Here is a 22,974-nt window from a genome sequence, read left to right as displayed (position 1 = left end):
GAGAGCACGAACGCGTGTTCCGAACCGCTCCGATTGCGACAGGTGACCGTCAGCGTTTGCAACGGCTTAGGTGGTCACCTCGCGCAAATCCTGCGCAACTTGCGCAGGATTTCACTGGTCAGAGACTATTCCCTATTCCCTGTTCCCTATTCCCTCTCCCCCTATCCCTGTCCCTCAATCCATTCCAGCAGCTGATCGAACGACTGCGCACCCAGCCGGCGGTCGATCAGCTGACCGTCGCGAAAGAGCAGCGTCGCCGGGATCTGGTTGTGTGCCTCGGTAAGCAAGAGCTTCCGGGGCGCCAGGGGAATGCGGGGCAGCTGGATGGAATGCGTGCGGAGCAGCCGCGCGACGTCGTCCTCCCGGCTTCCCGGGTCGGTGGCGGTCAGCACGCCCACGTCGCGCGCGTGCCGGTTGAAGTGCTCGCGGGCGCGCTGCAGGTCGCTCAGCGCCGTGGGGCTGTGCGCGCTCCACGTGCTCCAGACCATCACCAGGTTCAGGCGATGGTCCGGCCGCGCCGTCTCCGGAAACACGTCGGACCACCCCCGGCGTTCAGGAAGGTGGACCAGCGAGCCCGGCAGGGGCCGCGCGGGCGCGTTCAGCACCCCGCTCGCGATGATGAAGCCGCGGTAGTCCGGACCGTCGTAGCGAAAGCAGAGCCTTCCATCGTCCGTCCAGCTGGGAAACAGGCTGGAGCCCGCCAGCTCGGCCACGGTGCGAACGGTGCGCTCCCGTGTGTCGACCACGTCGATCCGGTAGCCGCGCCCGTCCGCCTTGGGCGTGTGAAAGGCCACGTAGCGCCCGTCCGGCGAAAAGTCCGCCTTGGCGCCCGGCATGCCGGTCTGCACGACGTCTTCGCAGTCCGTGAGGTTCCGGATCACCAGGGTGCCCCGCACGAACACGCTGATGCGCCGCCCGTCCCTGGAAAGCAGCGGGCGCTCGCCGGTGCCGATGCCGTCGCACGGCTGCACCCGGGCGGGCGGCAGCGCGCGGTCCCCGTCCAGGTAGTAGTAGTTCCCCGTGATGGTGAGGATCAGGTCCCGCCCGTCGCGCACGCCCCAGCTGTAGTAGTCTCCCAGCCCGGGGGAAGCCACGTCGCGCGCGATGGCGCCGGTTTCGTGGGTGCGGATGCGCACGGTGGGCGCGGCCTCCGCAAAGCTCTGGTAGATCATCCGCCGCCCGTCCACCGACCAGTAGGGGTCGATGCCGGGCTCGGAAAAGAGCACCCGGCGCGTCGGCAGGTCCACCACGGTAACCGTCTGGACCAGACGTGCCGGCTGCGCCGGCGGGCGCGTTTCCGACGCGTAGGCCAGGGTGCGTCCATCGGGCGAGATGCGCGCGTACGCAAACACGCCCTCCTCCGGCTGCAGCGCGTAGACGCGCTCCAGGCGGGGCGCGGGCGCTGGCGGAGCACCGCCGTCGCACCCGCCGGCGCCCACCGAGAGCCATACGGCAAGGCCCAGCGAGAACCCCGCCCGCCGGCGCGACCGCTCCAGGCGCTCCAGGCGCGCCGGACGGCGGGCGGCCGGAACGGCGGCGGTGGTGGAGGGCCGCTGATTCCCCATGCGCTGACTGAATGTGATCTCTGTGCCACGCCACGCCACGTGTGTCCTCCTGATTTTTCGTTCACGATGAGCCGGGCCGTGGGAAATCCGGCAGCGAGGGTCCCTGGCCGCGCGCGTCACGCCACGTCCGTGGGAAGCCTGATTCCTTGCCAACCGCTTCAGATACCGTGTCCGTGGCCGTGAGGGGAACAGCCCCGCGGGTCAGCCCCGCAACCCCGAAGTTACCGGATTACGCCGAAAAAGAGAAAAGCCTTGCGTCCGCATTTTCTTGCGGGTACTGTATGCATAACACCGATTGCACGGCTCTACAACGTTTGTGTTCGCGGCAGGAATTCGCTACCGGCGGCAGCCGGAGTGAAGTGTTTCCGGTGGAACTCGCCACCGGTTTGTAGTACACCTGCACGAGGAGGCGGCGATGAAGAAGCGCGCGAAGCTCAACATGCTCCTGATGGCGGTCGTCGTGGCCGGGGCGCCGATCGCCCTGGCTCCGAGCTCGGCCTCGGCCGGGATCACCGAGCCGGGGGACGGCGAGGGAGATAATTCCGGGACGTGCTGCGAGGCCCTCTCTGGCTCCTGCTGGCTGAACCTGGACGGGGTGCTGATCCGGGAGAGCCCGGCCTATGCGCCGGGCAAGGGCAAGGCCTGCTCCGAAGCGTAGACAAGGAGATCGAAACGTGAGTCGCATCTCTGGACCTGCGCCTGCACGGCGGATCGGCGGCCGGGCCGGCCTGGCCCTGGTTGCGCTCACGGTGGCGGCCGGCGTGGGGGGCTGCGGCAACGCGGCCCCCCCGCCCCCTCCCCTCCGGGGGCACCTCCTCACCGACACGGTTTCCCTGGCGTTCCCCACGGGGCTGGCGCTCACCGCGGAGGGGCACGTGGTCGTCGTCGACCTGCGGGCGCCCGAGGCCGTGCGCGTGTTCGACAGCGCGGGCGCCCTGGTAGCGAAGCTTGGAAAAGAGGGATCGGGGCCGGGCGAGTTCGTGAACGCCCTGAGCGTCTTTGGCCGGCCGGGACACCCCGGCGAGTTGTGGATCCACGACACGCGCCTCGACCGCATCGTACCGGTCCAGGGCCAGGCGTTCCGCGGCGCGGCCCCCGGAGCCGGCGCGTTCGGCCCCGCCGTCACCCTCAAGCCCGGCATCGTCGTCGAGTCGCCGCGCTGGCTGGACGATACCACGCTGGTGGCGCTGAACCCCATGCTCAGCTCCGGCGAGCAGCGCTTCGTACGCTTTGGCGCGGACGGCGTCCGCCGGGCGACGGTGGGCGGACCGGCCCCGCAGGGAGCCGGAGGCGGGGGCAGCTCGTTCGTGCGCCAGCAGGCCTGGGGCGGCGAGATGGCCGTCCATCCCTCGCGCCCCGTGTTCGTGCTGGCGTCGCGCTACGCGGGGCGCCTGGAAGCGTTCGACCGCGACGGCGCGCTGCGGGTGAAGTTCCGCGTGCCGCACCCGTTCGACCCCGACTACGCCCCCGGCGACGACGGGATCAACATGGTGCGGGGCGAGGACTTTCGCTTCGGCTACCTGGACGTCGCGGCGACGGAGCAGCACGTGTACGCACTCTTTTCGGGAAGGCTGCACCGCGAGCACGGCGCCGAGGCCGAGGCCGCGGACCAGGTGCACGTCTTTGACTGGAAGGGGGACCTGCTCCAGGTGATCCGGCTCGACACGCCCATCGGGCGCCTCGCGGTCGACACGGCCCGCCGCACCCTGTACGGCATTCGCCACGACCCCTATCCGCAGGTGGTGGCGTTCCCCCTGCCCGCTTCCTGAAACGTTCTTCCCCCACGGGTTTTCACCATGAAGGATGCCGCCTCCAACCTGGTCACCGCCGTTCTGGCGCTCTGTGCGCTCGCGGTGAGCGGCGCCGCCGTCAAGCGAACGTTCTTCTCCGCGCCGGAGGGCGACCCCGTGGTGGAGGTGAAGAGCTGGCGGGAGCTGGCCCGCACCGGCAATCGCATGGGCCCCGCCGACGCGCCGGTCGTGATCGTGGAGTTCTCCGACTTCCAGTGCCCGTACTGCAAGCACGCGGCGGACCAGCTCAGGGAGCTGCGCGGGCGGTATCCCGGCAAGGTGGCCGTGGTGTACCGGCACCTTCCCCTGCGCGGGCACCGCTACGCCGACCGCGCCGCCCTCGCCTCGGAGTGCGCCGGCGAGCAGGGCGCGTTCGAAGCCTACCACGATGCGCTCTTCGCCCGGCCGGACTCCATCGGCGTGGCCGGATGGGACCGCTACGCCGAGCGCGCTGCGGTGCCGGACCTGGCGCGCTTCCGGGAATGCGTCGAGAGCCAGCGCCTGTCTCCCCGGGTGGAGGCCGACCTGCGCGCAGCCCGCCGGCTGGGCTTCAACGGCACCCCCACGTTCATCGTGAACGGAAAAAGCTTCACGGGCTCCGTGCCCGTGGAGGGATGGAACGCCTGGATCGAGCGGGCGCTGCGGGAGGCCCGCTGAAGACGCCGCGGCGCGGCACGAGGGCCTTGGGCCCGGAGCGGCGGACGGCCGCCGGGCCGCGCTGACGGCCCCGCGGGTCCAGCCCCGCCACCAGACCGGCCCCCCGGCCCGATTGTGCATTCCCCACAGGCCGTCTCATCCTCAGACCAGATCCTGAAAAGAATAATCGTACAGAGGAACAGAGTCAGACAGAGAAAGCGAGCTGAACATCATCCGGGTGTCCTCTGTCTGACTCTGTTCCTCTGTACTCATGAAGGTGTTGTTCTCCCGGATTCGGTATCACACGAAGGGCACGGAAGACACGGAGAAGACGAGAGGACCGGTTTCTCCTCCGTGCCTCCATGTAGGCAGGGTGCCAGTGGACTGCGGGATTCGGTCATCACCGCATTGAGCAGAATTCCTCCGCTCCTGCACCAATCACGTCCACTGAACGCGAACAAGGGTCCGGGGCATTTGCCCGGACCTTTGTCGTGCGCGCTCTGCGCTGCCGCCAGGCCGCCCTACTCCACCGTAACGCTCTTCGCCAGGTTGCGCGGCTGGTCCACGTTGGCGCCGCGGAGCACGGCGATGTGGTAGGCCAGCAGCTGCAGCGGCACGCTGGCCAGGATCGGCGTCAGCGCGTCGTGCGTGCGCGGAATGCGGATCACGTGGTCCACCACCGACTCCAGCTCGGTGTCGTCGTCGCTGATCACCGCGATGATGCAGCCGCCGCGCGCCTTTACCTCGTCGATGTTGCTGCGCACCTTGTCGTACACCGCGTCCCTGGGCGCGATCACCACCACCGGCATGTTCTCGTCGATCAGCGCGATGGGGCCGTGCTTCATCTCGGCCGCGGGGTACCCCTCGGCGTGGATGTAGCTGATCTCCTTGAGCTTCAGCGCGCCTTCCAGCGCCGCCGGGAAGTTGTAGCCGCGGCCCAGGTACAGGAAGTTGCGGCTGTCCTTGTACTGCTCCGCGAGCTTCTTGATCTCGTCGTCCATCTTCAGGATCTCGGCCACCTGCTCCGGCAGCGCCCGCAGCGCCTGCACGATCTCGCGGCCGCGCTCCTGGGTCAGCGTGCCCCGCAGCCGCCCCAGGTGAATGGTGATCATGGCCAGCACCACCACCTGCGACGTGAACGCCTTGGTGCTCGCCACGCCGATCTCCGGCCCCGCGTGCAGGTACACGCCCGCGTCCGTCTCGCGGGGGATGGTGCTGCCCACCGCGTTCACGATGCCCAGCGTGCGCGCGCCCTGCTTCTTGGCCTCGCGCATCGCCCACAGCGTGTCGGCCGTCTCGCCGCTCTGCGAGATGGGGATGGCGATGGTGCCGGGCTCCACCACCGCGCGGCGGTAGCGGAACTCCGACGCGTACTCCACCTCGCAGGGAATGCGGGCGATGTCCTCGAGCAGGTACTCGCCGATCACGCCGCTGTGCCAGCTGGTGCCGCACCCCAGGATCACCACCCGCTGCGCGTCGATGAGCTCCTGGTCCATCCCCGTCAGCCCGCCCAGCTTTACCCCGCCCTCCTGCTCCAGCAGGCGCCCGCGCATGGTCTCGCGCAGCGTCTCGGGCTGCTCCATGATCTCCTTGAGCATGAAGTGCGGATAGCCCCCGCGCTCCACCTCGCTCAGGTCCCAGTCCACCCGGTTGATGGGACGGTCGACGGGCCCCTGCTTGGGCCGGTGCACCGTGTAGCCGCCCTTGGTGATGGTGGCCATGTCGCCGTCGTCCAGGTAGATGACGTCGCGCGTGTGGGCGATGACCGCCGCCGCGTCGCTGGCCACGAAGGTCTCGCCGTTCTCGCCCACGCCGATCAGCAGCGGGCTGCCCAGGCGGGCGACCACGATCTTGCCGGGATCGCGCGTGCTGACCACCGCGATGCCGTACGTTCCCTCGATCTGCGTCAGCGCCGTCTCCACCGCGCGCTCCAGCGACTCGGTGGCGCGTCCCTCGCCGGTGGTGTACACCTCCTCGATCAGGTGCACCAGCACCTCGGTGTCGGTGTCCGAGGTAAAGACGTGCCCGCGCTCCTGCAGCACCTTCCGCAGCGTGTTGGCGTTCTCGATGATGCCGTTGTGCACCACCGCGAAGTCGCCGTTCTCCGACAGGTGCGGGTGCGCGTTCCGGGTGTTGGGCGGCCCGTGCGTGGCCCAGCGCGTGTGGCCGATGCCGTACCACCCCTCCAGGGGCTCGGCCTGGATCAGCTTCTCCAGCTCGGCGATCTTTCCCGCCTCCTTGCGCACCTGCAGGTGCCCGTTCTTGGAGACGACGATCCCCGCCGAGTCGTAGCCGCGGTACTCCAGCCGCTTCAGCCCCTGGATCAGCAGCGGGGTGACCTGCTGCTCACCGATGTATCCAACGATTCCGCACATGGCTCTCGGTCCTGCGTGGATGTGTGACTTCGTGGTCGTAACGGACTGAAAAGCAAGATCCGGGCGTGTCCCTCCGCTGCGCTCCTGGCTGGGCTGCGCGCGCACTAGGGCACGATACAACTGTGCCCAAGTGCGCCGAGCCCCCGGCGCTCACCAGCGACCACCCGTTCCCGCCGCGCCCGTGCACGCGCGCCGTGTTCTCGGCCCTGCGGGCGCGCATCCCTCACGCAACCGCCGAGGTGCTTCGCCGGCTCCGAGGAGCGCCCCCCCGCTCGCTTAGGCTCGCACCTCCCCCCAAAACTGCTGGGGGAGGTTGAACTTCGATCGCGCCCCCACCCCGGTGCCGGGTATCCCCTCTCCCGCTTGCGGGAGAGGGTGCGGCTCTCAGGCCGCGGGTGAGGGCCCCCGCGCGACGACCTGCGCCGATCCGCCCCCGTGCCCGTGCAGGCTATTCCCTATTCCCTGTTCCCTATTCCCTGCTACTCCGGCAGCGCCGCCCGCAGCGTCTCCACCAGCTCCGCCGCCTCGGCGCGCGTGGGCGCCTCGCAGATTACGCGGACGATGGGCTCCGTCCCCGACGGCCGCAGGTGCGCCCACTTCTTTTCGGCGCGCCAGTCCAGCCGCAGCCCGTCCTGCCGGTCCGCGTCCGCCTCGGGAAAGCGCGCCGCCAGCGCGTCGTACACCGCGTCCAGCGGCTGCGACGGGCGCGCCACCTTCTCCTTGACGATCTCGTAGCGGCCAATGCCGTCCGCCAGCGCCTGCAGCGACTCGCCCGTCTCGGCCAGCAGCTGCAGCACCAGCGCGGCGGCTACCGGCGCGTCGCGCGTCAGGTGCACGTCGGGAAGGATCACCCCGCCGTTCCCCTCGCCGCCGATGGTCGCGCCCTCGCTTTGCATCCGCCGCGCCACGTTGATCTCGCCCACCGCCGCGCGGACCAGGGAGACCCCCGCGCGCTCCGCCACGTCGTCCAGCAGGCGGCTCGTCGACAGGTTGGTCACCACCGCGCCGGGGCGGTGGCGAAGCACCAGCATGGAGGCCAGCGCCAGCGTGTAGTCCTCGCCGATCGCGCGCCCTTCGCCGGAGACCAGCGAGAGCCGGTCCACGTCCGGGTCCGTCGCCAGGCCGATCGCCGCGCCGGTGCTGCGGACCAGCGCCTCCAGCTCCTTCAGGTTCTCCGCCACCGGCTCCGGCTCACGCGGAAAGCGGCCGTCCGTCTCCATGTTGATGGCGTCGACGGTGCAGCCCAGCTCCTCGAGCAGGCGGGGGAAGATGGTGCCGCCCGCGCCGCGCACGCAGTCCAGCGCCACGTGAAAGCGCTTCGCCCGAATCGCCTCCACGTCCAGGAAAGGGATGGCCAGGATGCGCTTCAGGTGGCGCTCCACCGCGCCCTCGTCCTCGCTCCATCCGCCCAGCAGGTCCCAGGTGACGTGCGGCGTCTGGTCCACGAACGCGCGCATCTCCGCCCCCTCGGCCCCGTCCAGGAACATCCCGCTGGGGCCGATGAACTTGAGCGCGTTCCACTCGATGGGGTTGTGGCTGGCCGTCACCGCCAGCCCGCCGGCCGCGTGCAGGTCCTCCACCGCCAGCTGCACCGTCGGCGTGGGCACGATGCCCACGTTGACCACGCTGCACCCCACGGACTGCAGCGCCGCCGTCGCCGCACGCGCGAACATGGCGCCCGACACGCGCGAGTCGCGGCCCAGCACCACCGTGTTCCCGGGCCCGCGGCTGCGCACGTACGCGCCGAACGCCGCCGCGTAGGTCGCGATCACCTCCGGCGTAAGCCCGTCCCCCACCCGTCCCCGCACCCCGGAGACGCTCACCATCAACTTCGACGTATCGATCACGGGCAACCCGCTGGCTGGTTCGGCTTCGTCACACCGGCGTATCAGGCGGCCGGCATGGCAATGTCTGCGCCGCGCGGGGAGTGCGTCAAGCCGCGCTGCGGCGCCCCTGTCCCGCCCCGGCTCCCGCGCGTTCCCCGGCGGCCTTCGCGCTCTCCGCCGCCGCCACCGGGGCCGCCTGCGGGCGCTTTCCCATGGTGATCACCGCCACCGCCGCCACGATGATCGCCGCCGCGCCCAGCACGCGGGCGCCCAGAGGCTCGTCCAGCAGCGCCCACCCCAGCAGCACGGCCACGACCGGGTTCACGTACGCGTAGGTGCTCACCCGCGCCGGCGTGGTCACGCCCAGCAGCCAGATGTACGCCGTAAAGCCGATCAGCGAGCCAAAGACCACCAGGTACAGAAAGGCCAGCACCGACCGGGTGGTGAACGCCGAGGGGTCCACCGCGCCCCACTCGCCCAGCACCGTTGCCGCCAGCACCAGCCACACCCCGCCCCACATCATCTCCATCCCCGTCGCCAGAAAGGCGCTCTTCGGCAGCGCCGCCCCGCGCGAGTAGATGGACCCCGCCGCCCACGCCAGCGACCCCACCAGCACCAGCCCGGCGCCAAGGGGATCCACCCGGTCCCCGCCCACGAACCCGCCGGGCCCCACCAGCAGCACCATCCCCGCGAACCCGATCACCAGGCCGATGATCGTGCGCCCCGTGGGCCGGGTGCCGCCGCGGCGCAGCCACTCCAGCAGCACCATCCACATGGGCACCATGGCCACCAGCAGCGCCGCCACGCCGGACGGCACCGTGCGCTCCGCCATCACCACCGCGCCGTTGCCGAACAGCAGCAGCAGCAGGCCGATGAGCGCCGTCGACGTCCAGTGCCGGCGCTCCGGCGCGGGCACGCCGCGCAAACGCATGAATGCGTACAGCAGCGTGCCCGCAAGCAGGAATCGCGCCCCCGCCATCAGCAGCGGCGGCAGCGTTTCGATGGCGATGCGGATGGCCAGGTAGGTGCTTCCCCACACCACGTACACCGCGGCGAACGCCGCCAGGATCCTGGCGGCCGAGGGCCGTACCGCGCTCGTCTCAGGCATCTTCGTCTCCCCTGGCGGGGCGCGGCAGCACCCCGCTCTCCTTGACCGTGTCCAGCACGATGGTGGACCGCGTGGAGCGGATGGTCTCGATCGCCCCGAACTTCTTCTGCAGCAGCTCCCCCAGCGCCCGGGGGTTGGCGACGCGCACCTTGGCCAAAAAGCAGTCCTCTCCCGCCACGTGGTGCACCTCCTGCACTTCGGGGAACTCCGCCATGCGGTCCGCCGTCATGGGCGCCCCCGCCCGCTCGTCCGCGCGCACGAAGACGTACGCCGTCAGCCCCAGCCCGTACGCCTCGGGGTTGATGCGGGCCGCGTATCCCTGGATCACCCCGCGCTCCTCCAGCTTGCGGATGCGCTCCAGGATGGCGGACGGCGCCATCCCCACCTGCCGCGCGATCTCGGCGTTGGCCGTGCGGGCGTTCTGCTGAAGGATCTCTAGGATCCGGATGTCGATTTCGTCGATCATTCTTGCGTTCTCCTCTCCCGCAGACGATAATTCCCCCATGAGAGCATGTCAACGCCCTTCGTTCTCCGTATCGGTGGCGTGGCAGAACACTTGTCTCTCTCTGCCACCGTTCGCCGAAGCAGCCGCGGGGAGACGGTGGATCCGCCGCAGAGGGACACGACGCAGTTCTCCCCTCTCGGCGAGGAACGAGCGGGGAGGGGCCGGGGGGAGGGGCACCCCGCGGACGCAGTTCGAAGCGGATCGAATCCTCGTCTCCCCAATGCAGTTCGTGGGAGAGACGAAGCCCGGGAAGGAACCGGGCCAGGAAGGCCCACGTTGCTCCGCCACGAGGGGCCGGACTATCTTGCCGGCCCTGCTCCGCGGGCGTCCGCGGCCGGGCCGGAGCGCCAACACCGCACACGTACGGACCGATGAAAGACGAGACCAACACCGCCGGCCTGCGCATGGGCACCCTGGCCGTCCACGCCGGACAGCAGCCGGAGCCCGTGACCGGCGCCATCATGACGCCCGTCTTCCAGACCAGCACCTACGTGCAGCCGGAGCTGGGGCGGCACCTGGGCTACGAGTACGCGCGCACGCAGAACCCCACGCGCGAGGCGCTGGAGCGCAACGTGGCCGCGCTGGAGGGCGGCGCCTACGGCATCGCCTTCGCCAGCGGGCTGGCGGCGCACGACACCATGATCAAGATGTTCTCGGCCGACGACCACATCGTCTGCGGCGAGGGCGTGTACGGCGGCACCTTCCGGCTGTTCAGCAAGGTGATCGCGCGGATGGGGCTGCACTTCACCTTCGTCGACAGCAGCAGCTTGGACGAGATCCGCGCCGCCATCCGGCCCAACACGAAGCTGGTCCACGTCGAGACGCCCACCAACCCCATGATGGGGCTTACGGACATCGCCGCCGCGGCCGAGATCGCGCACGCCGCGGGCGCGTGGCTCAGCGTCGACAACACCTTCGCCTCGCCGTACAACCAGCAGCCGCTGGCGCTGGGCGCCGACCTGGTGCTGCACTCCACCACCAAGTACATCAACGGCCACAGCGACATGGTGGGCGGGATGGCGGTGATGAACAGCCCCGAGATCCACGAGCAGTACCGCTTTCTGCAGAACGCCGCCGGCGCCGTTCCCGGCCCGTGGGACTGCTGGCTGGCGCTGCGCGGCACCAAGACGCTGCACCTGCGCATGCAGGCCCACAACGCCAACGGCCTGCGGATCGCGCAGTGGCTCGAGACGCACGACAAGGTCGAGCGCGTCTACTATCCCGGCCTTCCCTCGCACCCGCAGCACGCGCTGGCGCAGCGGCAGATGAAGGGCTTTACAGGGATGATCTCCATCGAGACCGGCTCGCTGGAGAACGCCACGAAGCTGGTGAACAACACCCGCATCTTCGCCCTGGCCGAGTCGCTGGGCGGCGTGGAAAGCCTCATCGGCCACCCCGCCATGATGACGCACGCCTCCGTCCCCGTGGACCGGCGCCAGGCCATGGGCCTTTCCGACGGCCTGGTCCGCCTTTCCTGCGGCGTCGAAGACGTCGAAGACCTCATCGCCGACCTCGACCAGGCGCTCGCGAAGGTCTGACGCGACTGGCGACGATGAACGAAGCCGCTCCGGAGCCCGTGCTCCGGAGCGGCTTTGTCGTCTGCGGGCGCCTGGCGTTACGCCAGCGCGTGCACGTAGCCCTCCCCATACCTGCGATGCAGATCGGCAAGGATACGCTCCCCCACGGCCGGATCAGGCGGGATTTCCCGGTCGTATCGCTCCCGCATCACTCCGCGGGCTACTTCCCAGATCGGCTCTACTTCCGCGTCCGTGAGCTCGGAGAGGGGTTTTCCCGCCAGCGACTCGACCTCCTCGATCAATTGCGCGGCACAGTCCACCGACTCACGATACGTCGGGTCTCCCGGACGCAGAGGAAGCCAGCGCCGCCAATCCGGATAACGGGCTCGTTCGCGGATTCGCAGGCCAGCGAAGTAGATGGCCTCCGTCGCCACTCCACGTGGCACCTCGTTCAGCAGGTCGAACATGGTCACACCTTCAGTTCGAGCATGTCGAAGCAGTCACGCGGCAGCGGGTTTACCTTGTACTCGACGGATGACGGATGCGCACGCTCTTCGACCGGAGCCTCAACAACCGTGCCCCTGACCCGGTCGTACGGGATCAAGTACAGCACTGGCCTGAAGTCATTCAGCGGCGACGTCTCAACCGTTCGTCGTATCTGATCGAATTCGGCATCGCCAATCACCCCCTCTTTCAGGCGCGCCTCGGCTCCGCGGAGAAGCCCTTCGAGTTTACCCGCCAGAACAGAGCTGTGCTGTTCCCCCCGCTGCACCTCGTCCAGCAAGAGCCGGTAGATGTCGGCGGGACTCGAACTCGGCGGAATGTTGACGTGTGCATCGGCCTTGGCTCCATCGTACACCGGGCTGCACCAGGCGAAATGTACGCCGCCGTAGTACCGCTCCGCGATGGCGTAAGCCAGCCAGGTGTTGGTCGAATAGAGGAGGAGAGGGTCTCGCATACGCTCCTGGATGTGAGGTCCGTCATGCGTGTGCCGCCTTCGTCAACGTGAACGGAATATACAACGATCCATTCATCCCCTCCAAACCGCGACCCGCCAACACGCGTACCTGCTTTCCGACACCCTCGGCGGCGGCCCCGCATCATCGAAAATCCTTGCCGCGCCAGGGGATTGGGAACTCCGGGCACTCCGTCGGCCCTGTGTGAGACGCGCGTTTTCAGCGCCTGACGATGGGGAACCGCTCCCGACGCGCCTCGTGGCCTCTGGTTGATCCCGGATGCCTGTGCGCGTATCATCCCGGTTCCGGGCGCGTGTACCAGTGGAGACGGGGCATCGGTTGAAGATCCTGGTGGTGGGCAACGGGGGGCGCGAGCACGCGCTGCTGTGGAAGCTGCGGCGCGACGCGCCGGAGGCGGAGCTGTTCGTCACCCGCGCCAATGGGGGGATGGAGGGGCTGGCCACCTCCATCCCGCTGGCGCCCGGCGAGATCCAGGCGCTGGCCGGCTGGGCCGAGCAGAACGCCATCGACCTTACCGTGGTGGGTCCCGAGGCGCCGCTGGCCGAGGGGATCGTGGACCACTTCACCGCCCACGGCCTCTGCGCGTTCGGCCCCACCAGGGCGGCCGCGCAGATCGAGGCGTCCAAGGCGTTCGCCAAGGGGGTGATGCAGCGCCACGGCATTCCCACCGCCGCCTTCCAGGTGTTCGACGACCGCGCCGCCGCCGAAGCGTACGTCCGCGAGCTGGGCGGCCCCGTGGTGGTCAAGGCGTCGGGGCTGGCCGCCGGCAAGGGCGTGGTGGTGTGCGACGACACCGCCCAGGCCCTCGCCGCCATCGCCGGCATGATGGAGGGCGCCGCCGTGGGCACGGCGGCCGCGCAGGTGGTGGTGGAAGAGCGGATGACCGGCGAGGAGCTCTCCGTCTTCGCGCTCACGGACGGCGAGAACGTGGTGCCCATGCTCGCCGCGCAGGACCACAAGCGCATCGGCGAGGGCGAAATGGGGCCCAACACCGGCGGGATGGGCGCCTACGCCCCCGTCTCGCTGGCCACGCCGGAGCTGATGGCGCGCGTGGAGGCCGAGATCCTGCGCCCCACCGTCGCCGCCATGGCCGCCGAGGGGCACCCTTTCCGCGGCCTGCTGTACGCCGGCATCATGCTTACGCCCGACGGGCCGAAGGTGGTGGAGTTCAACTGCCGCTTCGGCGACCCCGAGACACAGGTGGTGCTCCCCCTGCTCCGCTCGTCCCTTCTGGCACCCATGCTGGCCATCGGCCGCGGCGAGTCCATCGCGGGTGTCACGCTGGAATGGGAGCCCGGCGCCGCGGCCACCGTGGTCCTGGCCTCCGCCGGCTACCCCGGCGACTACCCCACCGGCCTCCCCATCCACATCCCCCCCGAGGTGGAGGCCATGGAGGACGTGGTCGTCTTCCACGCGGGAACCCGCAGGACGGACCGGGGCGCGCTGGAGACCTCCGGGGGCCGCGTGCTGGCCGTCACCGCGCTGGCGCCCACCGTCGCGCAGGCGGCGGAACGCAACCATCTGGCCGCGGAAGGCATCCGATTCGAGGGACGGTACTACCGCCGCGACATCGGCTGGCGCGAGATCGAGCGGAGGGCCGCCCATGCCTGAGCTTCCCGAGGTCGAGACCATCGTCCGCGACCTGGCCCGCCTTCTTCCCGGCCGCACCATCAAGGGGGTCGAGGTGCTGCGCCCGGACCTGATCGAGGGCGACACGCCGGACGGGTTCGCCGGGAAACTCCGGGGCAGGAAGATCCGTAGCGTGGTCCGCCGCGCCAAGAACATCGTGATGGACCTGGGCGGCGACCGGCTGCTGGTGAACCTGGGGATGACGGGCCGCCTGCTGGTCGCGCGTACGGGCGACGAGGACGCCACGCACCTGGGCGCCCGCCTTGCGCTGGACCGCGGGCGCGAGCTGCGCTACCACGACGTGCGCCGCTTCGGCCGCCTGTGGACCCTGACGGACGGCGCGTGGACCGCGTGGGACGGCGAGCTGGGCGTGGAGCCGCTCTCCGATGACTTTACCGTCGACTGGCTGCGGGGTGCGGCCGCGCGCTCGCGGGTGGCGGTAAAGACGTGGCTGATGGACCAGGCGCGGGTGGTGGGGGTGGGAAACATCTACGCCAGCGAAGGCCTGTTCCGCGCCGGGGTGGACCCCCGCCGCCCGGCCGACACGCTCTCCGAAGCCGAGCTGGCCCGGGTGCGCGACGGCGTGCGGCAGGTGCTGGCCGAGGCCATCGAGCACCGCGGCACCACCTTCCTGGACTACCGCGACGCCCGGGGCGAAGAAGGCGCCTTTGCCGCCCGGCTCAAGGTGTACGACCGCGAGGGACAGCCGTGCGACGTGTGCGGCGGAACGGTGCAGCGGCTGGTCCAGGGTGGCCGTTCCACGTTCTTCTGCCCATCGTGCCAGCACTAGAGGAGCGGTACCGGTTGGTTTTGCGCCACCGCGAGCGAAAAAAGCTTGGCTTTTTGTCCGCCGCACCATTATAATTCCGGCAATCCACTCCCGTTCATCGTCCCTCCCCACACGCTCCCCCGAACCACGCATACCATGCAAGCACGAAAGTTTCGCGTCCCCCAGCGAAAGACCCAGCGCCGCTGGCGCGTGCCCCCGGCGCTCAAGCGCGGGGACGAGATCTTCGAGGGGCTTGGCGTTCTCGACGAGCTGACCGGCGAGCGAGGGCTGGTGCTGTGGCAGTCGCTGCGCGACGCCCTGCTCTGGGCGGATGCGCAGGAGGACGAGCGTGCCGCGCTCTTCTCGCCCGACGCCGAGCGCACCCGCATGGCCATGATCCTGGCCTCGCAGCCCGCGCCGGAGCTGGAAGAGCCGCTGTCGGTGATGGCGCGCATGCTGGGCGAGCCCACCCGCATCTCCGAAGAGATGGTGGCGCTGGCCTGCCGCCGCGTGTCGCAGTGGTCGGACGACGAGGGGCTGCTGGCCACGTCGCTGGCCTTTGCGCAGGCCGCCGCCACGGTGACCCCGGGCGACCCGGCCACCGCGTTCGCCGTGGGCAAGCTGGCCCGCCGCCGCGCCGAGTACGCGCGCGCCGAGACCTGGTTCCGCCGCACCATCGCCCTGGCACGCCAGGTGGGCGACTGGGCCACGTACGCGCAGGCGTTCAACGGCCTGGGCAACCTGTACCGGCAGCGCGGCAACCTTCCCGCCGCCCGCCGGTTCCTGGCCCGCGCCGTTCGCGCCGCCCAGCGCAACAGCCTGCACGCCATCGAGGGCGCGGCCCTGCACGACTGGTTCGTCGTCGCCACCGAGGGAGACCGGACGGAGGAGGCGCAGCAGCTCGCCCGCGCCGCGTTCGAAGCATACGGTCCGCATCACCCGCGCATCCCCATGCTTGCGCAGGACGTGGCGTACTGGTGGACCACGCAGGGCTATCACGGGCGCGCGCTTCCCGTCCTGCGGTCCACGCTCCCCCACTTCACGCAGCCGCACGAGCGGTTGAACCCGTGGGGAAGCATCGCGCGCGCGGCCGGGGGAATCGGCGACCGCGCGGCGTTCCGCGAGGCGTGGGACGCGTGCTACGATCTGCTGCCCAGCATGACCGCGCACGATGTCACGGCCCAGACGCTGCTGGACATGGCCCTGGGCGCCGCCAGCCTGGGAATATGGGACAAGGCCGAACAGGCGGCGCGAGAGGCGCTGGAGATCGGTTCCCAGCGCCAGGAAGGGCGCATCCGCCTGACCGCGGAGGCGGTGCTCGACTCCGTCCGGCACCACCGGTCGGTGGAGACGAACCGCGCCACCGCCCGCCCGGAGATGGTCGAGGCGGGAGACAGCCTGGCCGCGGAGTTCGTCCGGTCGCTGCAGTCGGGAATGGCCGCCGTGTAGCGATCCGGCTTCGGGACGGCAGAACGGGCGTGGCCTCACGGAGAGAGGCCACGCCCGTTTGCGATTTGCGAAAGGGTCAGCCTTTCGCGCAGCAGCCTGACCCACCCTGGCCCGCGCTGTTGTCCGTGGGCTCCTCCGCGGGGCTGACCACCACCGGCTCGGGCGCCGCGTTGCCGGACGCGGGAGCGCCGCCGGCGCGCACGGCCGGGTCAGGGGCGGTCACGTCACCGGAGCACCCCGCCGCGGAGAGTGCGACGGCCGCGGCGAGTAGAAGGCGATAGTTCTTCATGGCAGGATCCTCATGCATGTGGGGGCGGTTGGCCGGGGGTTGATGAAGATCAAGATAATGCCTTCCGGCCCGTTTGACTACGCCTTGAGTGCATATTAACGCTCTCTTCGCGACCTTGCACCCCCGATGCCTCTCCCTGTGCGAATTATGTAGCATGGGCGTTGCAGCTTGAAAAATGGACCGCAAACTGAATTGAACGGCGTAGGCAGATCAAAGTCATAAACATTTCACGCCAAGCTACACAAAGTAATGGATCCATAGACGCCGCCGCGGTGCAGCTCCCTTTCGCATGCCGCCGCAGGACGCTAGCTTCGCAGGTGGTTCGGCTTTTGTTCACCGCAGCGCGTCCTCCGCTCTTGAAGTCCATCTCCCCGCATCCGCTGCGCGCGGTCGCCCGCGAGGCGCGCAACATCCCCGGCGTGTACCGCATGCTGGCCCAGGACGGCGAGGTGCTGTACGTGGGCAAGTCCAAGAGCCTGCGCACGCGCCTGCTCTCGTACTTTCGCGCGCGGCGCGGCGACAAGCAGCACCGCATCGTCGAGGCGGCGCACACGCTGGCGTGGGACTACGAGCCCAGCGAGTTCGCCGCGCTGCTGCTCGAGCTGCGGATGATCAAACGGTTCCGGCCGCGGATGAACGTGCAGCACAAGCGCGACGGCCGGTACTCGTTTCTCAAGCTGGCGGCGGGCAAGGCGCCGCGCCTGTACGTGGTGACCGCCGTGTCGGACGACGCGGCGGCCTACTACGGCCCCTTCCGGGGCGGAAAGCGCATCCAGGAGGCGGTGCGCGAGCTGAACGACCTGCTGGGGCTGCGCGACTGCCCGCAGGGCACCCCCATCTTGTTCGCCGACCAGCCGGACCTGTTCTCGTTCACCCACACGCCCCGCTGCCACCGCGCCGAGCTGCGGCTGTGCCTGGGGCCGTGCGCCGCCCGGTGCAGCGAGGCGGAGTACGGCGCGCGGGTAGAGATGGCCCGGGCGTTTCTGAACGGACACGCCGACGAACCCCTGCGTTGGCTGTCGGAGCGGATGAACGCGGCGGCGGACCGCTGGGAGTTCGAGTACGCGGGGCTGCTGCGCGACCGGCTGCACCGGCTGGAGCACCTGCGCGACGAGTTTGCCCGGCTGCGCGAGGCGCTGGACAGCCTGAGCTTCGTCTACCGCGTTCCCGGCGTGGACGGCGACGACCGCGTGTACATCGTGCGCCGGGGCACCGTCCGGGCGACGGTGACGGTCCCGCGGACCACGGCCGAGCGGCGGCGCCTGTCGCGCCTGTGCGACGAGCACTTTGGCCGGCCCGAGCACCAGGGCGCGCTGGTGCAGCGGCACCAGGTGGACGAGATCCTGCTGCTGGCGCGCTGGTTTCGCGCGCGCCCCGACGAGCTGGCCAACACGACCGCCCCGGCCCGGCTGGAGGCGCTGCCGCTGAGCGCCTGACCCCGCGGCACAGCCGTTGCGCCCGAGCCGTCCATCGCGGCGCGTTCAGCCGCCACGCCAGTGACCCACGACGGAGCCGTTGATGCGGACCGCCTTCCGCTCTGCCCTTGTGATTTCGCTCTGCGCCCTGTCCGCCGCCTGCGACCAGGGTGCGCGCACCGGCCGCGCACCGGCCGATTCGGTGCAGGTGCGCGACAGCGCGCGCCTGATCTACGGCGCCACCGGCGCGGACATCGTCCGCGTGACCCCCGTGGAGATCGAGGTGGTGGGGCTTCCCGCCGGGTGGGAGGGAATGCGGGTGGCCGCGCTCTCCGACTTTCACCTGGGGATGTGGGCGGGGAACACGGCGGCGGCGCGCGCGGCGGTGGAGCGCGCGGTGGCCGAGCGGCCCGACATCTTCGTGCTGCTGGGCGACTACGTGTCGCGCGGGCAGGACTACGCGGCGCTGGACCAGGTGCTGGCGCCGCTGCGGGGAAAGCCGGTGTTCGCGGTGATGGGCGACCGCGACATGCAGGAAAGCCCCGACGAGCCCGACAGCACCGCCATCCGCACCCGCGCGGCGCTCCGCAAGAACGGCGTGCAGCTGCTGGAGAACGCCCGCGCCCGCTTCATCCGGCGCAACGACACGGCGTTCATCGCGGGGATCGACCCGTACACGGCGCGGCGGCCGGACTGGCGGCGCGCGGAGATCTTCGGCGGCATTCCCGGCGGCGGCAGCACCCCGCTGCTGCTGGGGCACATGCCGGTGGCCGCGGTCACGCTGCCCACCGACAAGTACCCGGCCATGATCTCGGGCCACACCTTCTGCGGGCAGATCGAGGTGCCCGGCACGCCGCGGCTCACCTGGCTGAACACCGAGGTCTTTCCCGGCACCGCGAACCCCGGCTCCACGCGCATCTACCGCGTGCGGGGGAGCACGCTGTTCGTCACCTGCGGGCTGGGCTTCGGCTACGTGCCTGTGCGCTTCGGCGCGCCGCCGGAGGTGGCGATGATCACGCTGCGCGGCGTGGGCGGCGCGGCGGAGGCGGACTCGGCCAAGGCGCCGGCCGGCGTCAACGTGGACTCGCTCATCCAGTCGTTCACGCCCGACACCACGGGGCGCGACGAGGCGGAGGGAGACAGCGCGGCGGGCGAGGGCTGACCTTTCGGAACAGGGAATAGGGAACAGGGAATAGGGAATAGGGAATAGGGAATAGCCGGCAACGGCGGGGCGGATGCCGCTGCTGCTGGCCCAGGTTCCGTGAGCAAAGGGTTTGCGCACCAGGTGGGGAACTGAAATGGAGTCAACGGAGTCGGCGGAGTTCTACTCTGCCGGCTCCGTTGACTCTGTGTTTTTACCCGGTCCGACGCAACTGTCATTCTGAGGGAGGCGCCGCGCAATGCTCTCCTTTCGCCCGGTAGCATGGCGCCGACCGAAGAATCTTTATCGGCAACGGCAGGATCTGTCCGCCACAATGTGTTCCCGGGCGATGCCCGGAGGGGGGTTCCGCGCGAGGGGATGGAGATTCTCCGGTCGCGCCCCTGCCTCCCTGGTTGTTCCGCCAGGTTGGGGTGGGCGCTTCCCTCATACCGGATCCGGGAAAACAACACCTTTATGGGTACAGAGGAACAGAGTCAGACAGAGGACCAAGACGATATTTCAGCCCGCTTTCTCTGTCTGACTCTGTTCCTCTGTACGATTATTCTTTTTCAGGACCTGGTATCAGAATGACAGGTGGTTCCGCCGATAGAGGTCGTGTCCTTCCTCTGGGGAGGAGAAACGCGAGAGGGCGGGGATCGCACCGGATCCCCGCCCTCTCCGCGTCCTGCATCAACCCAAGCCGGTCAGCGCGTGCTCTGGGCGGCGCTGCGGGTGGCGGGGGTGCAGGCGGGCCAGCTCCCCGGCTGGTTGGTCTGCGGGTTCACGGGAAACTCGGTGCGCCGCGCGCGCGGAAGCAGCTCCGGCTCCTGGTCGGCCAGGTAGACCAGCATGGCCACCATCAGCGCGTTCCGCCGCACGTCGTCCCACGAGATCTTGTCGTAGGTGTCGCGGTTGGTGTGCCAGGTGTACGTGCCGTAGTCCCAGCTCAGCGACCCCAGGCCAAACCCCGGCGCGCCGTGGCAGACGAACGACGCGTTGTCGGACCCGCCGCCGCTGGGGGTGCCCGGATCGTCCACGTTCACGCTGTCCGTCACGAAGGGCGGCATGGCGGCCAGCCAGCGGCGAAAGACCGGGGCCGCGCCCGTGAAGCCCTGCATGGAGATGTTGCGAATGCGGCCGGTGCCGTTGTCCTGGTTGAACAGCGCGTGCAGCCCGCGCACCACCTCCGGATGGTCCTCCGAGAACGCCCGCGATCCGTTGAGCCCCTGCTCCTCGCCGCTCCAGTGGCCCACCAGCAGGGTGCGGTTGGGGCGCGGATACACCTGCCGCAGGATGCGCATGGCCTCCATCATCACCACGGTGCCGGTGCCGTTGTCCGTGGCCCCCGACGCGCCGTCCCACGAGTCGAAGTGGGCGCTGAGCATGATGTACTCGTTCGGCTTGCGCGCCCCGCGCACCTCGGCGATGGTGTTGGAGACGGGCCGCTCCTCGCCCGTGAACTCCGCGCGCGCGTCGATGCGCAGCGCGGGGTTGTCGCCGTTGGCCGCAAGGCGGTAGACCAGGCCGTAGTCCTCGCAGCTCAGGTCCACGGTGGGAACGCGCAGGGTGCGGGCGTTGAAGATCTTGTCCACACCCCACCCCTGCGACCACAGGTTGGTCAGCACGCCCAGCGCCCCCGCCTGCTCCAGCGCCACGGGCAGGTCGCGCGTGGTGTAGCCGGTGCGGGCAATGCGCTGCGTCCACGCCTGCGCGTCGGCCGTGCGCTGCTGGCGAAAGCGCTCGAAGTCGGCCGCCACCGCCCAGCGCTGCCAGTTCTCGTCCGGACGGCAGGTGGGCGGGCTGAAGCTGATCATCACGAACTTGCCGCGCACGCTGGGCAGCCACGCGCGGAACGCCGCGGAGTCCGCCGCGTCGGGAAGGATGACGACGCCGGCCTCCACGGGCGCGGTGGTGCCGGGGCTCCACGCCAGCATCTGCGACTCCAGCGTGCGCACCCGCGGCGTCAGCAGGTCCACGTGCGTGTAGCCGCGGTTCCAGCCGCGCCAGGTGCCGTACCGCTCGTTGCGGGCGGTGATTCCCCACGTGCCGTACGTGCGCACCACCCAGTCCTGCGCCGCCTCCATCCCCGGCGACGCGGTAAGCCGCGGGCCGATGGAATCCAGCAGCCGCTGCGCCATCGGCTCCAGCTGCGAGCGCTGCGTGCCCTCTTCCCAGATGGCGCGCAGCACGGGGTCGCTGCTGGTCCACTCGGGCTGCGCGTGCGCGGGCGCGGCGGCCAGCGCGGCGGCGCCCATCGCCCACAATGCGGTTCTCTTCATCCAGTTTCTCCGGGTGTGGATGCCGGCGTGGCCCGGCCGGGGCGGGTTTGATCGCGGGAATCTACGGACGGCGGGGGTGCATCCGCTAGTTTTTTAGCAGACACGATCTCCGCCGCCGATCCTCGTCTCTCCTATCCTCCGATGCTGCGCGCGGCGGGCTGGCACTCGGGCCAGCGGCCGGGCTTGCCCTGCGCGTCCGCGGGAAGGTCCGTGCGCATGGTACGCGGGACGCGCTGCGGGTCTTCCGACGCCAGGTAGGCCAGCATCGCAAGCATGGTGGCGTTCCGGCGCAGGTCGTCGAACACCAGCTTGTCGTACGTGTCGCGCGTGGTGTGCCAGGTGTAGGTGCCGTAGTCCCACGACTTCGACAGCAGCCAGAACGCCGGCGCGCCGCGGCAGACGAACGACGAGTGATCGCTGGAGCCCGCGCTGGGATACCCCGGCGCGTCCAGCTGCACACTGTCCGCCAGCTCCGGCGGCAGCTGGTCCAGCCAGCGCCGCCAGAAGGGCCCCGCCTCGCTGAAGCCCTGCAGCGAGATGCGCTCGATGCGCCCGGTGCCCGTGTCCTGGTTCAGCAGCGCCTGCAGGCCGGCGAGCACCTCGGGATGGTCCTCGGCAAAGGCGCGCGACCCGTTGAGCCCCTGCTCTTCCCCGCTCCACAGGCCCACGACGATCGTCCGCCGGGGGTTGGGATATACGCGGCGGAGGATGCGCATGGCTTCCATCATCACCAGCGCGCCGCTGGCGTTGTCGGTGGCGCCGGAGGCCGCGTCCCACGAGTCGAAGTGGGCCGAGAGCACCACGTACTCGTCCGGCAGCCGGCGGCCGCGCACCATCGCCACCGTGTTGGCGGCCGGCGCCTCGCCCGTGTACTGCGCCTGCGCGTCCACGCGGATCGCCGGCCCCTGCGCGCGCTGGGCCAGGCGAAAGAGGAGCGCGTAGTCTTCGCAGGTCACGTTCAGCACGGGGACCACGGGCGTCATCGCCATGTGGACGTACTCCGTCCCCCATCCGCCGGACCCGTCGTTGGTCAGCACGCCGGCCGCGCCCGCCAGCCCCAGCACGTGGGTCAGCTGCTCCGGCCCCATCCCCGTGCGGGCGATGCGCCGCGTCCACGCGGTGTCGGCGCGCGCCACGTCCGCCGCCAGCCGCTGCAGCGTGGCGGGGAGCGCCCACCGCTGCCAGTTCTCCGTGGGCCGGCAGGTGACCGGGTCCGCGTCCAGCAGCACGAAGCGGCCACGGACGGTCCCCAGCCACGCCCGCAGCGCCGCCGAATCCGCCACCTCCGGGAACAACACCACGTCTCCGGTCACCGGGCCGTCCGTGCCGCGGCTGTACGCCAGCAGCCGCGCCTCCAGCGTCCGCGTCCGCGGCTGGACGAGGTCCACGTGCGCCGGCCCGCGCCGCCAGCCGATCCAGGTTCCGTACGGCTCCACCCGCGCCTCCGCGCCCCACCCCGCCAGCTGCGCCGCCGCCCACGCGTGCGCCGCCTGCTGCCCGGGCGAGCCCGTCAGCCGCGGCCCCACGGAGTCGGTAAGCGCCTGCGCCAGCGGCTCCAGCCGCGAGCGCCGCATCCCCTCGTCGTGGATGGCGCGCAGCACGCGGTCGTTCGTCCGCCACTCCTGCTGCGCCACGGCGGACGCGGCGGAGAGGGCACAAAAAGAAAGCGCGAGCAGCACGCTCGCGGGTCGGTTGAAAGCCACG

Annotated in this window: 19 protein-coding genes; 9 read left to right on the top strand and 10 right to left on the bottom strand. The window is 70.2% G+C overall.

All coding sequences use genetic code 11. The annotated features are described in order from the left end of the window. Positions 1-161: 161 nt before the first annotated feature. A complete protein-coding gene (locus tag VGC13_RS23805; RefSeq protein ID WP_331127803.1) occupies positions 162-1,565 on the bottom strand; it encodes a hypothetical protein in 1,404 nt (467 codons plus the stop codon). Positions 1,566-1,980: 415 nt separating this feature from the next. Between VGC13_RS23805 and VGC13_RS23800 the strand changes: the two genes are divergently transcribed. The 3 genes from VGC13_RS23800 to VGC13_RS23790 are packed head-to-tail and all read left to right on the top strand — an operon-like array spanning position 1,981 to position 4,012. Next, positions 1,981-2,223: a hypothetical protein gene (locus VGC13_RS23800; RefSeq protein ID WP_331127802.1), complete on the top strand. Its 243-nt coding sequence runs from the start codon at positions 1,981-1,983 to the stop codon at positions 2,221-2,223. Between the two features lie 16 nt (positions 2,224-2,239). Continuing rightward, a complete protein-coding gene (locus VGC13_RS23795) occupies positions 2,240-3,334 on the top strand; it encodes a BF3164 family lipoprotein (protein ID WP_331127801.1) in 1,095 nt (364 codons plus the stop codon). Between the two features lie 27 nt (positions 3,335-3,361). Beyond that, complete coding sequence (locus VGC13_RS23790) at positions 3,362-4,012, top strand: DsbA family protein (RefSeq protein ID WP_331127800.1); 651 nt, start codon at positions 3,362-3,364, stop codon at positions 4,010-4,012. A gap of 500 nt (positions 4,013-4,512) precedes the next feature. On the opposite strand, the gene glmS is transcribed toward VGC13_RS23790, so the two are convergent. From glmS to VGC13_RS23770, 4 genes are all read right to left on the bottom strand, one after another. Continuing rightward, complete coding sequence (gene glmS, locus VGC13_RS23785) at positions 4,513-6,366, bottom strand: glutamine--fructose-6-phosphate transaminase (isomerizing) (RefSeq protein WP_331127799.1); 1,854 nt, start codon at positions 6,364-6,366, stop codon at positions 4,513-4,515. 479 nt (positions 6,367-6,845) lie between these two features. After that, the gene (gene glmM / locus VGC13_RS23780; RefSeq protein ID WP_331127798.1) at positions 6,846-8,213 is read right to left on the bottom strand and encodes a phosphoglucosamine mutase; all 1,368 of its coding nucleotides are present in this window, start codon (positions 8,211-8,213) and stop codon (positions 6,846-6,848) included. Positions 8,214-8,298: 85 nt separating this feature from the next. Then, positions 8,299-9,300, bottom strand: a complete 1,002-nt coding sequence (gene yedA / locus VGC13_RS23775; RefSeq protein ID WP_331127797.1) for a drug/metabolite exporter YedA — start codon at positions 9,298-9,300, stop codon at positions 8,299-8,301. After that, positions 9,293-9,766 carry an Lrp/AsnC family transcriptional regulator gene (locus VGC13_RS23770; protein ID WP_331127796.1) on the bottom strand — a complete coding sequence of 158 codons (474 nt, stop codon included), beginning with the start codon at positions 9,764-9,766 and terminating at the stop codon, positions 9,293-9,295. Before VGC13_RS23770 ends, yedA begins: the two co-directional genes overlap by 8 nt. 410 nt (positions 9,767-10,176) lie before the next feature. Between VGC13_RS23770 and VGC13_RS23765 the strand changes: the two genes are divergently transcribed. Beyond that, on the top strand, positions 10,177-11,343 hold the full coding sequence (locus tag VGC13_RS23765; RefSeq protein ID WP_331127795.1) for a cystathionine gamma-synthase: 1,167 nt from the start codon (positions 10,177-10,179) through the stop codon (positions 11,341-11,343). 77 nt (positions 11,344-11,420) lie between these two features. Here VGC13_RS23765 and VGC13_RS23760 read toward each other — a convergent pair whose 3' ends face one another. Beyond that, positions 11,421-11,789 (bottom strand): hypothetical protein, encoded by a 369-nt coding sequence (locus VGC13_RS23760; RefSeq protein ID WP_331127794.1) that lies wholly within the window; start codon positions 11,787-11,789, stop codon positions 11,421-11,423. A 2-nt stretch (positions 11,790-11,791) separates the two neighbouring features. Then, positions 11,792-12,280, bottom strand: coding sequence for a hypothetical protein (locus VGC13_RS23755; protein WP_331127793.1), 489 nt, complete (start codon positions 12,278-12,280; stop codon positions 11,792-11,794). Between the two features lie 337 nt (positions 12,281-12,617). Between VGC13_RS23755 and purD the strand changes: the two genes are divergently transcribed. The 3 genes from purD (at position 12,618) to VGC13_RS23740 (ending at position 16,146) form a co-directional block, all read left to right on the top strand. Next, entirely contained in the window at positions 12,618-13,910 is a 1,293-nt protein-coding gene (purD, locus tag VGC13_RS23750; RefSeq protein WP_331127792.1) for a phosphoribosylamine--glycine ligase, read from the top strand. Continuing rightward, positions 13,903-14,718, top strand: coding sequence for a bifunctional DNA-formamidopyrimidine glycosylase/DNA-(apurinic or apyrimidinic site) lyase (gene mutM / locus VGC13_RS23745; RefSeq protein WP_331127791.1), 816 nt, complete (start codon positions 13,903-13,905; stop codon positions 14,716-14,718). Before purD ends, mutM begins: the two co-directional genes overlap by 8 nt. 135 nt (positions 14,719-14,853) lie before the next feature. Next, complete coding sequence (locus VGC13_RS23740) at positions 14,854-16,146, top strand: tetratricopeptide repeat protein (RefSeq protein ID WP_331127790.1); 1,293 nt, start codon at positions 14,854-14,856, stop codon at positions 16,144-16,146. Positions 16,147-16,222: 76 nt separating this feature from the next. Here VGC13_RS23740 and VGC13_RS23735 read toward each other — a convergent pair whose 3' ends face one another. Beyond that, positions 16,223-16,435 (bottom strand): hypothetical protein, encoded by a 213-nt coding sequence (locus VGC13_RS23735; protein ID WP_331127789.1) that lies wholly within the window; start codon positions 16,433-16,435, stop codon positions 16,223-16,225. A 356-nt stretch (positions 16,436-16,791) separates the two neighbouring features. Here VGC13_RS23735 and VGC13_RS23730 point away from each other — a divergent pair, with 356 nt between their 5' ends. Next, the gene (locus VGC13_RS23730) at positions 16,792-17,871 is read left to right on the top strand and encodes a GIY-YIG nuclease family protein (RefSeq protein WP_331127788.1); all 1,080 of its coding nucleotides are present in this window, start codon (positions 16,792-16,794) and stop codon (positions 17,869-17,871) included. Between the two features lie 82 nt (positions 17,872-17,953). After that, entirely contained in the window at positions 17,954-19,012 is a 1,059-nt protein-coding gene (locus VGC13_RS23725) for a metallophosphoesterase (protein WP_331127787.1), read from the top strand. 683 nt (positions 19,013-19,695) lie between these two features. On the opposite strand, the gene VGC13_RS23720 is transcribed toward VGC13_RS23725, so the two are convergent. Both VGC13_RS23720 and VGC13_RS23715 read right to left on the bottom strand, forming a co-directional pair. Further along, positions 19,696-21,270 (bottom strand): M20/M25/M40 family metallo-hydrolase, encoded by a 1,575-nt coding sequence (locus VGC13_RS23720; RefSeq protein ID WP_331127786.1) that lies wholly within the window; start codon positions 21,268-21,270, stop codon positions 19,696-19,698. A gap of 131 nt (positions 21,271-21,401) precedes the next feature. Next, positions 21,402-22,973, bottom strand: a complete 1,572-nt coding sequence (locus VGC13_RS23715; protein ID WP_331127785.1) for a M20/M25/M40 family metallo-hydrolase — start codon at positions 22,971-22,973, stop codon at positions 21,402-21,404. Position 22,974: the final 1 nt, after the last annotated feature.

The sequence above is a fragment of the Longimicrobium sp. genome, from assembly GCF_036399255.1.
Classification (GTDB): Bacteria; Gemmatimonadota; Gemmatimonadetes; order Longimicrobiales; family Longimicrobiaceae; genus Longimicrobium.
Note: the sequence above shows the minus strand (reverse complement) of the source record. Positions and strands in the feature narration are given on the sequence as shown.

Bases quoted from the DNA above. Each gene is read 5' to 3' on its own strand.
- VGC13_RS23760 (WP_331127794.1), bottom strand. From the start codon at position 11,789: ATGTTCGACCTGCTGAACGAGGTGCCACGTGGAGTGGCGACGGAGGCC.
- VGC13_RS23725 (WP_331127787.1), top strand. From the start codon at position 17,954: ATGCGGACCGCCTTCCGCTCTGCCCTTGTGATTTCGCTCTGCGCCCTG.
- VGC13_RS23735 (WP_331127789.1), bottom strand. From the start codon at position 16,435: ATGAAGAACTATCGCCTTCTACTCGCCGCGGCCGTCGCACTCTCCGCG.
- yedA (WP_331127797.1), bottom strand. From the start codon at position 9,300: ATGCCTGAGACGAGCGCGGTACGGCCCTCGGCCGCCAGGATCCTGGCG.
- VGC13_RS23770 (WP_331127796.1), bottom strand. From the start codon at position 9,766: ATGATCGACGAAATCGACATCCGGATCCTAGAGATCCTTCAGCAGAAC.
- VGC13_RS23755 (WP_331127793.1), bottom strand. From the start codon at position 12,280: ATGCGAGACCCTCTCCTCCTCTATTCGACCAACACCTGGCTGGCTTAC.
- VGC13_RS23790 (WP_331127800.1), top strand. From the start codon at position 3,362: ATGAAGGATGCCGCCTCCAACCTGGTCACCGCCGTTCTGGCGCTCTGT.
- glmS (WP_331127799.1), bottom strand. From the start codon at position 6,366: ATGTGCGGAATCGTTGGATACATCGGTGAGCAGCAGGTCACCCCGCTG.
- VGC13_RS23765 (WP_331127795.1), top strand. From the start codon at position 10,177: ATGAAAGACGAGACCAACACCGCCGGCCTGCGCATGGGCACCCTGGCC.
- VGC13_RS23800 (WP_331127802.1), top strand. From the start codon at position 1,981: ATGAAGAAGCGCGCGAAGCTCAACATGCTCCTGATGGCGGTCGTCGTG.
- VGC13_RS23740 (WP_331127790.1), top strand. From the start codon at position 14,854: ATGCAAGCACGAAAGTTTCGCGTCCCCCAGCGAAAGACCCAGCGCCGC.
- mutM (WP_331127791.1), top strand. From the start codon at position 13,903: ATGCCTGAGCTTCCCGAGGTCGAGACCATCGTCCGCGACCTGGCCCGC.
- VGC13_RS23805 (WP_331127803.1), bottom strand. From the start codon at position 1,565: ATGGGGAATCAGCGGCCCTCCACCACCGCCGCCGTTCCGGCCGCCCGC.
- VGC13_RS23720 (WP_331127786.1), bottom strand. From the start codon at position 21,270: ATGAAGAGAACCGCATTGTGGGCGATGGGCGCCGCCGCGCTGGCCGCC.